The sequence below is a fragment of the Rhodococcus sp. KBW08 genome, assembly GCF_003852455.1.
GTDB lineage: Bacteria > Actinomycetota > Actinomycetes > Mycobacteriales > Mycobacteriaceae > Rhodococcus_F > Rhodococcus_F baikonurensis.
The window spans coordinates 1-13,959 of sequence record NZ_QAJJ01000031.1 but is presented as its reverse complement, the minus strand read 5'-3'; the positions used below and the strand labels follow the sequence as shown (position 1 = coordinate 13,959).

Sequence of the window (13,959 nt, the reverse complement as noted above, 5' to 3'; positions counted from 1 at the left end):
GTTAGATTAGCGGCATGACGACTACAGCAGTGGTGAACCAAAAGGGTGGTTCCGGTAAGTCCACGACCGTGCTGGGATTGGCCTCTGCGGCCAGTGCGCGTGGGTTGGAGACACTTGTGATCGATTTGGATCCGCAGTGCAACGCCTCAGAGGCATTGGGTATCGACTATCCGGTCGAGGGCTATACGGCAGCAGATCTGCTGGCGTCCGACTTCTCTGGTGTGGCTGTGGACGCGGTGCATCCTTCCAAGTGGGACCATGTGAGCATCATTCCGGCGGACCTGGATTTGGCCGATCTAGACGCAGTTGTCGGGCTGGGGGTGGAGCAGCGTCTACGCGCGGCACTCGATAACGAGGAAATCCGACGGCGTTTCCCGTTGATCTTGATTGATTGCCCGCCCAGTGTGGGCAAGTTGGTTTCCAATGCACTCATTGCGGCCGATAGCGCTCTTGTGGCTACTGAGCCCTCATTCATGGCGAGTCGTGGTGTGGGCAAGATTCTTCAGGCGATCGAGACGATTCAGCGGTATTACAACCCATCGCTGATAGTGGCCGGCGTGCTTATCGGCAGGGTGCCGGCGCAGGGTCGTGAAGCGTTGCACCGTGCCGCTGAGATCCGTGAAGCATTGGGGGATCAGGTTCTTCCGCTTGTGGTGCCTCAGCGAGCGGCGGTAGCAGAGGCCGCAGGAGACCGCAGGCCGATCCATCAAGTTCGCCCCTTGGTCGTGGAGGTGACCGCAGCTTTTGACGCCGCATTGGATCGAGTTCTTGGGGAGATTAAGCCGTGAGCACCGGAAAAAAGCCCTCAGCCTTCGCGGCAGCTGCCGCAACGAAGGCGGTAGAGCCTTCTAAACCTCATCCCTTTACTCCGCAGCTGATCCGTCAGGCTGCGGCGACTCCCCCAAGTTTGTCCAAGGACGCGAAAGTGACGGCTTTCGCGACTCGGCTTCCTCCGGATATGCAGCGAATGGTCAAACTCGCTTGCGTAGAGCGCGGTATCCGCATGCAAGATGCCGTGTACGAGGCGCTGTGGCAGTGGCTCAACGCGGCAAAGTAGTGGTCAAGCCGATTTCTAACATTTTAACTAGTTAGCAGAGCTTTCGGACTGGACGCGAAACACGGCGTTTTCTGCGGCAGCCGAGTCGATGAAGCTAGAGGTGATCAGCTCGTATGCCGGAGCGATGACTTCCTCTTCAACTTTCCAGACCGCCGAAACAGTCCACCCGACGAGTCCGTCCGGTCCAGGAGTGGTTTTGCCGAAGAGGTCTTCGAGTGCGTCGAGTTTGTAGCCGAGGTAAACAAGATCATCGGCGGTGTACCAAAACTTTCGCTGCGGATTTGGATCATCTGCGTGGAGTCCGTGGCCATCGACCATGTGTGACGGTTCAGTCATGATTCCCCCGATTGTTTGACGTCAGATCATTGAGAGCTTATCGGCTCCTCATGACTTGTTGTCGCTCAGAATTCTCTCCCACATCGTTTCGCTCAGTGATGAAGGTGCGTAGCGGTCCAAGGTCAGTGTGGCGTGATGTGCATCGGCGTGGACACCTCCAAGATTGTGTAGGTCTTCGCGAGCACCCGCGTTGTATGCGGCGGATGCGAGCGAGGTCAATCGGTCCGGGTACATCGATGAGCCTTTCGAAGGAACGCAACAATGAGATGGCACGAGCGAGGATCCAAGTATCGATCCTCGCTCGTGCCGTTTTGCCTCGAATCGAGGGCCTACCTGGGCAATCTATTTGGGGAAACTTCTGAGAAGGTCTGCGACCGACTCCAGCTGTTTCGCGATCTCATCTTCCTGGCCATACGGAACCAGGAGCCTAAGTGCGGTCGTATCGGAGTCGCCGCGCCGATGAGCATTCAGCGTGACGTAGTTTCCACGCGTAGCTGCAGGTGAATCCACCTGCAAGGCGCTCCCGCTACTGAGAGACGCTTCTACATTTTTGATGACGAATTCGTTGAGCGCGTGGAGTCCCTTGCCGAGGAATACGGCTTGGGAAATTCCTCCAGTGAGAGGGTTTTGGGCATCACCCAATGTCCAGTCAGTGCTCGGGTCCGATACTGCTGCGATGTGCTCCGCGCACAACACGGTTTCTGCTGGATACTCATGGCCCGTCGTTTCTTTGAGAGCGTGGGGCCTGATGTCGGTCTGAGAACATCCGAGAACTGCGCAAGTGGTCATAGCGACAAGCCTAAGGATTCCGACCGACATGTCTGGTTTCGCGGGCGTTGGAACCGTGCGGAGGAAAAGCGCAAGCAGGGATTTCAGGGGTAGCGACGTAGATCAGGCACTGTTAGAACTCAAGCAGGTCCAAGAGGTTGCCTGGATTCGTGTCGGTTGCCGGCACGAGGTAGTGAACTCGGGATTCTGCCACTGCGGAAAGCTCGATCGGCCGGACATTGAATGTCAGACCGACATGCACCACCCGGTCGATACCGGCTCCAATCAGGGGGGCCAGCGTCTCGGAGATCGAGTGCAGGTTGCTTTCCTGGGTGTGTCCGCCGTGAACGATCATGTTCCTCTTCCGGTACAGCCGGGTGAACTCACGGGTCAGGATGCCACTGATCTTTTCGATCTCCTGCCTGGGATCTGTCAAGGCGGGCCGAATGCGCTCCAATGCCAGGTTGTCGACAGATTTCTGCAGGTCAATTTGAGGATTGGCGCGGGCGTGCATCTGAAACAGTCGGGCCCTGTCGATGTTCCTCTCACATTTGTCCATCTCTGCGGCCGCGGTGTCGTCGTGAGTGGTGGCATAGGTTCGCGACAGCCACGAAAGTTCAGCCCGGACCATGCTGGCGGCGACGATGAGGGAGAAGCGCTTCGCTGCGATGGCGTCTTGCCCATCGGACGGTCCGACCATGAGTGACTCGATCGCGGACCAACCGCTCATCACTGCGATATGGGGAGCGGCCGTCCTCAGCGGTTGCACCAGAGCGAGGGTATTGGTGATGTAGTCGAGCATTTCGAGGTCCTGCACCCGTCCGAGGAGTTCGAATGAGCGCACATTGATGACCCGGTTGGTGGCGTGCGTGGGGAATTCGCTGCCTTTCTCCTTCGACCACATGCTCGGGCAGATCACGATTGGGGTGCTGCTGCCGAGGTAGAACTTCGCAGAAAGGTTGGAAATGCGGGACCTGGCCTTGTCTGCGGCCGCGTTGACGTCGCGTGCCTGAACATCGAGCAAGAACGACCCGCGCTGCAACAGGCCCTGAGCCTTCTGCGCGTGAACCCGTTTCCACTGTGCTGTTTGCTGCGCCGTCATCCAGCCCGGCGCGGTCGCCACGTCGAACCCGCCCACCTTCTCGACCGGAACGCAGAAGGTGTATATCCGCTCAGGCTGCCTCAACCGGCGGTCCGCTTCACGCAGGAAGTCACCGATCGTGATCGCGGTCGAGTCGTCGTCCCGAATCGCCCGCAACCAGGCGTACAGGCTGCTCTTGTGCATACCCGCATCCAGAAGATGGGCGGTGATTCGTCGAGCCGCACCCTCCACGTCAATCGGCTTGCCATTGGGGGTTGGGGTATCGAGGGAATCTGCCCAGTTCACGAGGTACGAGTCGTACATACGGTCGATATGTTCACGTAGGTTGATCCAGGCGTGACTCGATTCAGTGATGCCCGGCGTGATCCCCTTGATGGTGCCCTCGACGCACTTGCCGTGATCCGCGATGCCGTGGTCGGTGCGCAAACAGTGCATGACGTAGCTGCGCTGGTCGGTGATCGCCGCCTCCGGAGCTCCAGGCCGGACACTCTCGTCGAGGAGTTCCCGGGCGATCTGCATGGTGCCGCTGCGCCACAGGCGGCGGTGCCAGGGTGCCCGTGTCGATGTGATCTCCATCATTCGCGCTGTGAAGTTCGCATAACGGGGTGGCTCGGAAATCGGCATCGTGTTATCTTATTGGCGTAAACGAGCTACATGTCTCGCTCGACTTGTCGGTGCGGTCATAAGCTCGTTACCTCGTTGAGGTCAGAAGCACCCCCCGGAATCCGGGGGGTGCTTCTCTCTATCTGACCTGGTCATCGCGGCCATAGGTCCGTCCGGTACACGCTCTAGATGGCCCCTTTCAATTTTACTAGGCACTATAAAAGTGAAGGCTAGAGTCACTTTCTAACTTTGTAACAAGTTATTTCTTACTACCGGGCTGCCGCGCCACCGCTGCGCGCTGGCTTGCCAACGAACACTTCGGCTCAGCTTGCACGCGACTCGACGTGGGCCTCATCGTGCCGTTTGGCGTCGTGCAGCAGCCGGCCGACAGTGCCCGTCGAAATACCCATTTCCTCGGCGATTTCTCGGTATTTCATGCCTTGGTCTCGCAGTTCGACAGCGCGTGCACGCCGCGCTTTTGCCCTGTTCAGAAACTCCTGACGGGGCTCAGCAACGAGTCTTCGAGCTGTACGTTCAGAGGAGCCAAGACGTGCAGCTAGTTCGCGCGCAGTAATTGCACGTCGCTTCTTCGCTTGCGCTCCGGTCATAGTGCGATCTCCAACGCTTGTGCGAGGTCATATTTGGTAGCTCGTTGTCGGTTCGCTTCTCGTTTGGCAGGCGTCATAATCTTGCCACTAACAGCTCCGCCTCTACGTCCAATCTCGGATTGCCTTGCGCGGTACTGCTCTTCGGTGAAGTTGCGCCAGATCCATCGTGAGATTGATTGCGCCGTTGCTCGTACCTCGGTGAAGGGTAGAGGTTCGTTGAACTCGGTATTCACAGCGTGGCAGCGCTGGAGTATGAGCTGGTCCCACTCGCGGCTGGTTCCTGTTCGGTGCTGCCACCACTGTGGATATGCCCATTTGCGCGCTGTGTCGAACATGGTGACGTTGCGTCCGAGGCCGGCCGCGCGATCCGGTCTGCGCGGCATCTGGCGAGGGGTGTGGATGGTGGCCAGGTCGCGTAGTTCATAGGGGGAGCTGGGGCCGTAGATCGTTTCCCAATCACTGTGTATCGGGTTTTTGGTCAGTTGCCCTCCGTAGGAGAAATCTCCACCTACGGAGGTCCTGAGGCCTGCCTCAATGCGCTGGGCGAATCGTAATGGTTGCAAGCGTGCGGAGTCCGTACGACAAACAGGTGCGGCGAGCCACCAGCCGATGTGGGCGCGTCCGGAGGGTGATTGCGCGACCCAGTTGGGGGCTGGGTGGTCAGAGGGTTGTTCGAAGGCCCTTAGCGCCGCGTCGGCGTGATCGCAGTCGATCACGATCGAGCCGAGTAACGCATGCGGTGAGTGCTCGACGTAGCGCATGGCTAGTGCGTCGTCGCGACTCATGCGGTATTGGCCTCGCTCAAGGTGGTTCGTCGCATAGGGCCGGTGGGGAAGTAGGACATCATTCGCCCATTGCGTATCGCTCAGAACATTCGCAAGGGCCATGCACGTACTGTGCGGCACCGAAGCGGCCTGTTCGGGTAGGACACGCCGAAGCCATATGAAAAATTATTCGGGTAGGCCGTGCCGAAGCCATATCAGGTATCCCGGCGTCCCCCTCGGAAAACCCCTCCCTCCCATCCGGCTACTAACCCCTACACAGCCTTGCGATCTACGACCCCTGTCAGGGGTGCCCCGTACACTTGACCTGCACAAACAAAGTTCTAAAAACTTTTTTCAGAATTTTTCAGGGATCTACGGGCCGGCGGCACTTAGGAGGGAACGACACCTGAATCTTTTTCAGTTGTTGATCCTTCCCTGGAGGAGATGTGCACATGAGCCGAGCAGCCCGGCCCGAGGGCCCCGCCGCTGATGGCGCGTGCATAGAACCGGACGAGGGCTATCACCATCAAGTTGTCGTCAACTGGCTTGCTGAGGTCGAGTTCGAGGACAAGGCCGAGCATCTGGACCGTCTTCTCGGTGATGAGGACTTGCTACTGAGCCTCCAGTTGGGAAGTTACGCGCCGGCTGTGTGGGATCCGGTTGCGGAAGCGCTCGCTCGCTACGGGGTAGCAGTCATTCGCGCATGGACGCGGCGCGGGTCGATCTTCTCCAAGGTGGAAAAACGCACAGGGTACGCGCTGAAAGCCCCTCCGGAGACTTGGCTGGATGACGTTCATGTCGCTGACGACCTCGCAGACGAGACCGTCGTGCGGGCGATCAACTACTTCAAAGACCACGTGCTGAAGCAGAACAAGTGGGATGCGAAGAAGGGCGCGAGCTTGCGGACGTTCTTCATCGGCCAGTGCCTGTATAAGTTTCCCAACGTGTACCGCGCTTGGTTCAACGAGGAGCGCACCCGACGTGCGGTTGAGTACTGGGCCGATGACGAGGACATGGACTATCTGAGGGGCAGCATTCGAGGGATCGAGTCCTCAGTGATTCCCAAGATGGAAACTGTGGAAGCGCTGCGCAAGGTCAAGACTGACCGTGCACGTGCTGCGCTCCTTTTGCATGCTCAGGGCTACACCTACGAGGAAATTTCCCAGAAGCTCGGACTCGCCGATGCGAAGTCGGTCGAGAACATGTTGACGTACCAGAAGCGACTGCTAAGACGAGGAGCCTAGTGAACAAAAAGGCCGACCAAGCGCCGATCAAAACTCTGATTGAACGGTCCTCTTTCGGGACGCGAAGCGCGCGAGCCGCGAGACAAACCGTCTCGGCGGATCACGGCCGCACGATTGCACGCATCGCGGCCGGCCGCGAAGCCGCCGCCGTCAGAAAAAAGAAAAAATAGTTTCAGGGCTCGGAGCGCTTGCGGCACTTATTAGTGAACGAGAGGTTCACACGGAACCTCCACCACACAAGGAGGCCACTATGGCACACCGGAGCGCGATCACTGGTCGCTACATCGGCAAGGCTGCAGCTGCACGTCACCCCCGCACGAGCGTCACCGAAAGCGGTGCGAACCGTAGCAGCGGAACGCATCACCGCAGCGCGATCACGGGAAAGTTCGTGACGGAGGGAACCGCTGCACGTCATCCCAAGACGACGGTTACCGAGAAGGGCTGATAACAACAGTTTGGTGTGTTCCTGGGGGAAGGGGAAGATCACCAGGAACACACCAAACGATCGACACATATTCGTTGGCAAGCCAGCGCGGAGCGGTGGCGCGGCAGTTGGATCAGTTCACCACTGATCCAACTGCCGCGCCATTTCTATCTGATTACTTCTTGTTGCTGATGCTTATGCCCTGAGTCCGCCGTGAAGTCTTGGGGCCGGCACGGCGAGACCGCTTCGGCTTCACCGGGTCAATGCCAATGCTGGACAGTTCAGGAGCGGTCCATGAACTGGTGATCGCCGCGTCGTAGTCAGTCTTGTATCGATCTTCGAGTTCGGTCACGAGTGCCCTGGCTTCGGAAAGTTCACGCAGCGTCGCGGCGAGCTTCTTGCCGGTCTCTATCCGGTTCTGCACTTGACGGTTGGCGAGTTCTTCGATCGCTTCCGGTGTGGGCGTCGGTGTGTTGGTTTCAGACATGAGTGAAGTGTATGCGCGGACCGTCATATCGAGATGACCAGAAGCACGAGAGAGAGCGCGGCAGCGCCGCCCGGATAGAAGACGCAACCGGGAGGAAGATCGACATCGGTCTTCTCGTTCAGTTGCCAGGCTCCGATGCTCAGAACTGCGCCGACTATCAACACGAAGAAGAGCATCCCTGTCTTGCGCGACAGGTAGTCCTTGAATGGGTTCTCTGTGACGAACTCCGATGCACTCAGTATCAGACTCATGACGCGCAGTGTGGCACCACTTACCGACAGTGACAGGTGGTCGTCTCCGGCCGCTGGCGCGTCCGTTGTAGTCGCCGTGAGTCGGCGCGTTCGCGTGCCTGGCGGCCCGCAATCACTTGCCGCCGCACGGCGACTACCCGCGCTGTGCGCGGTGTGCGCCTGGCGGCGCAGTGTCACGCAAGCGTGACACGTGGAGACTCCACCGTCCGGGCGCGTTGGCCGCACCCGAGCCGGCGAAGCCTCCACGCTGCGTACAGGGCGCGACCGCCCTGAGTACTTGCAGCAGCGAGATATGCCGTTCGCTACGCTCACAGGCAACTCGTCCCGCATTCGCTTCGCTCTTGACGGGAGGGCCGACCCGGCTTCGCCCTGGTCGGTGCGGGTTCCCCGGCCGTTCGCGGTGCCTATCGGCACAGCTCACGGCGCGGGTTCCCCGCAGGGAACGTGTGCGCCGGCGCTCCGCAGCTACGCTGCGACGGCACCAACGGCACACGAGCAGACGGAGAGTGATCGAGCGTGAGGAGTCGAGTAGTGGCGGTCCGGTTGGAACCGAACGAGCATGCCGCATGGTCGGCTGCGCTCGCGGTATCGCCGTGGCGGTCGCTGGCGCATTGGTGCCGCGAGATCGTTAATGATGCTCTGTCTCGTTCGTTGACTGCGCCTGATTCGGCGACCGAGCTGGCCGATATTCCTTCCAGTGAGGCAGCCCATTTTGCGCACTTGTGTGCTCAGCTGAACGAACGCGCGAGAGGCAGCAATAGGTTGGGCCGAGTGGTCGCTGACTCGTTGTCCTCTGCACAGTTTGTAGCGGACTTGGCGCGCACACTTTTGCCTGTCGTTGAAGAGCGAAAAGTTCCGTCTTCTGATAGCGACCAGCTTCGTACAAAGTTGGTCAATGTTCGACTCACTGATGACGAGTTCGATGCATGGACGAGCGCATCGAAGCGCGCCGGATATGCACGTGTTTCGACATGGGTAAGGCATACCGTTGCTGCGCTGATCGGTTACACGATTTCTCCCGTGCCGTTGACCGTGCCCACTGGTTTGGAAGAGGTGCGTAAGAACCTTGCCGGTGCTGTGACAAACCTTGCTCAGCTGTCGGATGTAGCTGAGAATTACGACGCCGTTTTAGCGCAGAAGTTCGCGGACATTCACGTACAGATCGTGGATCTTCTTCGGAGGTATCACGCGCTCGGTAGACGTACATGATCCCGCGTATCAGCAAAGGAACATCGGCGTACGGTGCCCTCGCATACGACCACGGACCGGGACGGCGAGACGAACACACAAATCCTCACAAGGTGGCGGGAAATGTTCCCGGACGCACGTGGCGTGATCGTGCGAAGGCAATCGACCAACACGGACAGACAGCGCGCCCCGAAGTCGTCAAACCGCTGCACCGAACATCCCTGCGGGTATCGGAAGCCGACCGCAAACTGACAGACCGCGAGTGGAAGCAAGTCGCCAACGAGTACATCGAACGGATGGGGTTCGATAAATGCCCGTGGGAGGCAACCCGGCACGCGGATGACCACATTCACATCACCGTCAATCGTGTCCAGTGGGACGGCAAACTTGCCAACACCAGCCATGACTACGCCAAAGCGCAAGCCGCGAGTAGGCACATCGAAAAGGCGCACGGACTCGAAGACGCCAGCCGCAAATTCAAGCGTGAGCGACCGCAGATTTCGAAGGGCGAGAAGGAGAGCGCCGAACGTCGTCAGGTGACACCTGAGCGCGAGCAGCTCCGCGACAAACTCGCCAGAGCCGAGCGCGCCAGTAACGGCACGCGAGCGTCCTACGAGCAGAAGCTCACCGAGCACGGCGTCGAGTTCCGTGCCAACGTGTCAAAAACGACCGGTCGTGTCAGTGGCTACAGCTACGGTCTCGACGGTCACACGGCAAGTCCGAAGGGAGAGCAACAGCGACCGCAGGAACAGGTCTGGTTCAAAGGCTCGCAGCTCGGCCGCGACTACTCGTGGAACAAGACTCAAGAACGGCTCACCGAGCAACAACGGAGCAGTGAAGTCAACCGTGAGACCGATCGGCCGGCCACACCGCGCACGCCGCCGGCATCGATGCCAGAACGACAACCCGCTACTTCGAATCGCGATCGATCGTCCGAGGACGTCGGGCAGCCGATGACGCGTGAGCAAGCACGAAAGGAAGCAGCTCGGCGGGCGGCCGAGCGCCAACCACGCTCTTTGCCTGCGACTGCTCGAACAAACCAGCCAACAGCTCAGCCGACAGGGCAGGGGAGGCCGTCGCCAATGACGCAGGGGAATGAACAGCAACGTCCGATGACGCGGGAGCAGGCACAAGAAGAAGCAGCTCGGCGGGCGGCCGAGCGGCAGCGCGAGCAAGAACGCAACAGGGATCAAGACAAGGGGCGGGGTCGATGAGTGGACAACAGTGGGGGCCGCAGGCCACAGGCGGTGTGCAGGTAGTTCGAAAACTCGGTGGCCGGTATTGGATCGTGCTTGCAGTGATATCGCCGCTCATCACCATGTACCGAGTCGCCAACGGAAATTTTGCCGTGCTGATTCTCGTGATTTGCGGATTCATGGCGTTGATCGGCATCCGAGACGGTGGGACACGAGTGAAGTTCGCCCGAGGCCATTGGATCAGTGCCGTCGTGATTGCGCTCTTTGCGACGTTGCCGCTATTCACCTACGGGCTCGGATACGGCATTGGCCGCGTCATCGCAGGCGGAGGCGTCTTGCCGAAGCTCAAATTTGGCCGACGTAAGAGCGACCGCCAGGAAGTTCTCGCATCACTGTCGCCCAGCCGTCATATCGTGGCAGTCGCCTCACGAGGCTGGTCGAAACCCGGCGGTGGGCATGTGGGTTGGGACGATGCCGGCCGCTACATCGGAGCCAATGCCCGCGGTGCCATGCTGGTTATCGGGCCACCCGGTAGCGGTAAGAGCGCAGCACTGCTGATTCCGTCGATCTACGTTATGCCCGGCGCCGGTGTCGTCAACTCGATCAAGCTCGATCTTCTCCAAGCGACTGCTATGGCGAGAGCCTCGGTGGGCAGGGTTTTCCACTTCGACCCAGGCGGAGGAGAACAGACCCCACCAGGAATCATTCAGGCGCGATGGTCGCCGTTGGTGTCGATCCGTACGTGGGACGACGCTCGAATGATCGCAACCAGAATGGCTGCTCCATTCCTCGGCCAGGATAAGCCCGCCGGAGAATCAGACAGCCACTTCATGGAAAAGGGCCGCGACTGGATCGAAGTTTTGCTGTACGCGGCAGTTCTGGGCAATCATTCGATTTCTACCGTCGCGGACTGGGTGCAGAACCCCGACACAGCTGATGTGACCACCGAGGTGGACAGCGCACTGATCTACGCCGCGAGTAACGGTGACCAAGGCGCGAGAATCGCAGCAGGGCAACACGCCGGCCTTCTCGCCATTCCGGACCGCGAGCGAGGCTCGGTCAAGTCCAGCATGACGCGACTCTTTCGGATCTACGGCAGCGTGGCAGCTCGCCAGATCGGTACAAATCCGAACTTCTTCCCGAAGGACTTCGTTCGCAGCTCCGACACCCTCTACATCACCGCCAGCCCTGAGCGGCAACAGGAATATGCGCCGTTGATCGCCGGCCTACTCGAAGAGATCCGGTTCGCCACCTACCAGCGGCACGCGGCAGAGGAGCAGGGGTTCGAGCCGCCGCGCCCACACGTGACATTCGTCCTCGACGAAGCCAACAACACTGCACCAATTCCGTTGCCCGCCATCGTAAGTGAAGCGGGTGGACAGTCGCTTCATATCATCGTCGGAATTCAAGACCTCTCCAGAGCTCGCGCCCGATGGGGCCAAGCCGCCGATGGGTTCCTGACGCTCTTCCCCACGAAGGTAGTGCTCAACGGTGTGATCGAGCCGTACACCCTCGACGCCCTCAGCACTGCCTCCGGAGAATACGACCGACTGATGATGGGCTACAGCGAATCGACCTCGTACGTCGGCCAGTTCAACATTCCCATCCGCCAGCAGAACCCTAATTTCTCGACGACCCGACAAAAAGTTCTTCACCAAGGAGACATCGCAAGTCTTCCTCCTGGGAAAGCTCTTCTGTTCGAGGGCGCGAATTGGGGCCTGATCAATATCAGCATGCATTACTCAGATCCGTTGTGGCACAGCGTGCAATACGACGGACAGATGCAAGCTCACTATCTTGCGCAAGCCAATCAGGCTGCGCTCAACATCGGCCCGAACCAGGTGCCGATCCTACGAAAGGACACGCAATGAACACGAGACTGCGAATAGCGGTGCTCTCGATCGCAGCAGCTGCATCGGCCGGACTGACGGCCTGCACTGTATCCGCACAGGACGACAGCCAGGCCACCCCAAATCTGGCCGACACCATCACAACCACTTGCGACGAAATCGGCCCAGGGACGCTATCCGTCGAGATGGATGCCGCAATCACAGCGGCGAGGGGGCTGGCGGAAACTGGCGAACAGAAAAGCCGTAGAGCGTGCGACGACTACCGATCTGGAACCCTGCTCGCATCGCTTCGCACATTGCCGGTGACTTGGGATCGACAGTGCCTCGAGGGGGCCGGATGGACTCTCTCAGAGGACCAGACTCCCCTCCAACTCGGCGGTATCCCTGGTCACTACTACCCGGCCGAGGTCGCACATTGCGGGACGCCGGTCGTATCTTCCGAGTCGTGCGAATCCGTACGGCAAGCACTCGCGCCTAACCAAGCTGCACTGAACTACGAAACTGCTTCAGTCATAACGAAACTCGGCTGCACCAACATTGAGGTTCAAATGCCTAGTTGATCGACTGATGAAACTGGTGGGAACGGGCGGATGGTAGCCGCCCGTTCCCACCTCACAGTTTCGCTCATAAATGATGTATCCACGAATAGGGGAGGACAGCAGAACATGAAGAACATCGATCTAAAGCGGGCCGTGGCCAACTACACCGACTTTCTTGCTCCGATGCCAGCAGGAACGTCGGTGTCGAATCAGTCGTCTGCGCAGCTAACGCTGGCTGAAGTCATTGAGAAATTGACCCAGGGGCAACTTCCGCTTCGGTTTACGGCGTACGACGGCAGTGCCACTGGACCCGAAGATGCATCGCTAGGTTTGAATCTCAAAACTCCTAGGGGCACAACATATTTAGCTACAGCTCCTGGTGAGTTGGGCTTGGTTCGGGCCTATATTTCGGGAGATCTGGAGGGTGTTGGAGTGCACCCGGGCGACCCCTACGAGCTGTTACACAGTTTGGCTGAAAATTTGAAGTTCCATCGGCCGCCAGTCAAAGACCTCGTGCAGATCGTTCGTTCGATCGGTTTGAGCAATCTGCGCCCTATAGAGCCGCCCCCGCAAGAAATCGTGCCGCGCTGGCGGCGTCTGGCGACCGGCTTGCTCCATTCCAAAAGCCGTGATGCCGAGGCGATACATCACCACTACGACGTATCGGACAAGTTCTACAGCTACGTACTAGGCCCCTCGATGGCCTATACCTGCGCGATCTACCCGAGCCTTGACTCCACCCTCGAGGAGGCTCAGGAGAACAAATACCGAGTAGTTTTCGAGAAACTGGGACTCAAACCGGGTGATCGTCTGCTGGACATTGGGTGTGGGTGGGGTGCGATGGTCCGTTACGCCGCCAAGCGAGGCGTAACGGTCATTGGCGCGACCTTGGCTGCCGAGCAAGCAGAGTGGGCGCGTGCGGCGATCGAAGCCGAAGGGCTTTCCGATTTGGCAGAGGTTCGTTTTTCGGACTATCGAGACATTCAGGAAAAGGACTTTGATGCTATTTCCTCGATGGGTATGACCGAACACATTGGAGTTCAACAGTATCCGACGTATTTCGGGTTCTTCGAGGAGAAGTTACGGCCGGGCGGAAGGATGCTCAACCACTGCGTGACTCGGAGAGACAACAACCTCAAGTTCAAAGGTGGCCCCTTCACTGACAGGTATGTCTTCCCTGACGGGGAACTGACCGGCTCGGGGCGCATCATCACCGAGATTCAAAATGCAGGGCTGGAAGTTCTTCACGAGGAGAACTTGCGGGAACATTACGCAACGACTCTCCGTGACTGGTGTCAAAACCTTGTCGACAACTGGGACGACGCCGTTGCCGAGGTAGGTGAAGAAACCGCACGAATATGGGGTCTCTTCATGGCGGGCGGGCGAGTTCGATTCGACCGAAACTACCTCCAGTTGCACCAGGTCCTCGCAGTCAAGACGCCGAAATCGGGCGACCACGGATTGCCCCTAGGTCAATGGTGGGATCGCTGACTGAATCAGGGAAAATTAGCTAAAAACAGCATGTCATGCCGCTAATCTAAC

The 13,959-nt window shown here is 59.0% G+C and carries 14 protein-coding genes; 8 read left to right on the top strand and 6 right to left on the bottom strand.

What is annotated here, in order from left to right:
• The first annotated feature begins 14 nt into the window (after positions 1–14).
• Both DBV08_RS30525 and DBV08_RS30520 read left to right on the top strand, forming a co-directional pair.
• The gene (locus tag DBV08_RS30525) at positions 15–788 is read left to right on the top strand and encodes a ParA family protein (RefSeq protein WP_124569862.1); all 774 of its coding nucleotides are present in this window, start codon (positions 15–17) and stop codon (positions 786–788) included.
• Positions 785–1,057, top strand: coding sequence for a hypothetical protein (locus DBV08_RS30520; RefSeq protein WP_124569861.1), 273 nt, complete (start codon positions 785–787; stop codon positions 1,055–1,057). The genes DBV08_RS30525 and DBV08_RS30520 overlap by 4 nt, the downstream gene beginning before the upstream one ends.
• Positions 1,058–1,084: 27 nt before the next feature.
• On the opposite strand, the gene DBV08_RS30515 is transcribed toward DBV08_RS30520, so the two are convergent.
• From DBV08_RS30515 to DBV08_RS30500, 4 genes are all read right to left on the bottom strand, one after another.
• A complete protein-coding gene (locus tag DBV08_RS30515) occupies positions 1,085–1,393 on the bottom strand; it encodes a hypothetical protein (RefSeq protein WP_260395818.1) in 309 nt (102 codons plus the stop codon).
• Positions 1,394–2,294: 901 nt separating this feature from the next.
• Positions 2,295–3,887, bottom strand: coding sequence for an integrase (locus DBV08_RS30510; RefSeq protein ID WP_124569859.1), 1,593 nt, complete (start codon positions 3,885–3,887; stop codon positions 2,295–2,297).
• A gap of 302 nt (positions 3,888–4,189) precedes the next feature.
• Positions 4,190–4,474 (bottom strand): helix-turn-helix domain-containing protein, encoded by a 285-nt coding sequence (locus DBV08_RS30505; RefSeq protein WP_124569858.1) that lies wholly within the window; start codon positions 4,472–4,474, stop codon positions 4,190–4,192.
• Positions 4,471–5,361 (bottom strand): replication initiation protein, encoded by an 891-nt coding sequence (locus DBV08_RS30500; protein ID WP_124569857.1) that lies wholly within the window; start codon positions 5,359–5,361, stop codon positions 4,471–4,473. The genes DBV08_RS30505 and DBV08_RS30500 overlap by 4 nt, the downstream gene beginning before the upstream one ends.
• Positions 5,362–5,690: 329 nt before the next feature.
• Between DBV08_RS30500 and DBV08_RS30495 the strand changes: the two genes are divergently transcribed.
• Together DBV08_RS30495 and DBV08_RS30490 are read left to right on the top strand one after the other, a co-directional pair.
• Positions 5,691–6,482 carry an RNA polymerase sigma factor gene (locus DBV08_RS30495; protein WP_124569856.1) on the top strand — a complete coding sequence of 264 codons (792 nt, stop codon included), beginning with the start codon at positions 5,691–5,693 and terminating at the stop codon, positions 6,480–6,482.
• Between the two features lie 250 nt (positions 6,483–6,732).
• On the top strand, positions 6,733–6,927 hold the full coding sequence (locus DBV08_RS30490) for a hypothetical protein (protein ID WP_124569855.1): 195 nt from the start codon (positions 6,733–6,735) through the stop codon (positions 6,925–6,927).
• 154 nt (positions 6,928–7,081) lie between these two features.
• Here the strand turns inward: DBV08_RS30490 and DBV08_RS30485 are convergent, their stop codons facing one another.
• Together DBV08_RS30485 and DBV08_RS30480 are read right to left on the bottom strand one after the other, a co-directional pair.
• Positions 7,082–7,393, bottom strand: coding sequence for a hypothetical protein (locus DBV08_RS30485; protein ID WP_124569854.1), 312 nt, complete (start codon positions 7,391–7,393; stop codon positions 7,082–7,084).
• 23 nt (positions 7,394–7,416) lie between these two features.
• The gene (locus DBV08_RS30480; RefSeq protein WP_124569853.1) at positions 7,417–7,644 is read right to left on the bottom strand and encodes a hypothetical protein; all 228 of its coding nucleotides are present in this window, start codon (positions 7,642–7,644) and stop codon (positions 7,417–7,419) included.
• 531 nt (positions 7,645–8,175) lie between these two features.
• Here DBV08_RS30480 and DBV08_RS30475 point away from each other — a divergent pair.
• The 4 genes from DBV08_RS30475 (at position 8,176) to DBV08_RS30460 (ending at position 13,908) form a co-directional block, all read left to right on the top strand.
• Positions 8,176–8,853 carry a hypothetical protein gene (locus DBV08_RS30475; RefSeq protein ID WP_124569852.1) on the top strand — a complete coding sequence of 226 codons (678 nt, stop codon included), beginning with the start codon at positions 8,176–8,178 and terminating at the stop codon, positions 8,851–8,853.
• A 92-nt stretch (positions 8,854–8,945) separates the two neighbouring features.
• Complete coding sequence (locus DBV08_RS30470) at positions 8,946–10,046, top strand: relaxase/mobilization nuclease domain-containing protein (protein ID WP_124569851.1); 1,101 nt, start codon at positions 8,946–8,948, stop codon at positions 10,044–10,046.
• Positions 10,043–11,899 (top strand): type IV secretory system conjugative DNA transfer family protein, encoded by a 1,857-nt coding sequence (locus tag DBV08_RS30465; protein WP_124569850.1) that lies wholly within the window; start codon positions 10,043–10,045, stop codon positions 11,897–11,899. Before DBV08_RS30470 ends, DBV08_RS30465 begins: the two co-directional genes overlap by 4 nt.
• Before the next feature lie 701 nt (positions 11,900–12,600).
• Positions 12,601–13,908, top strand: a complete 1,308-nt coding sequence (locus tag DBV08_RS30460; RefSeq protein WP_124569863.1) for a class I SAM-dependent methyltransferase — start codon at positions 12,601–12,603, stop codon at positions 13,906–13,908.
• The last annotated feature ends 51 nt before the right edge of the window (positions 13,909–13,959 follow it).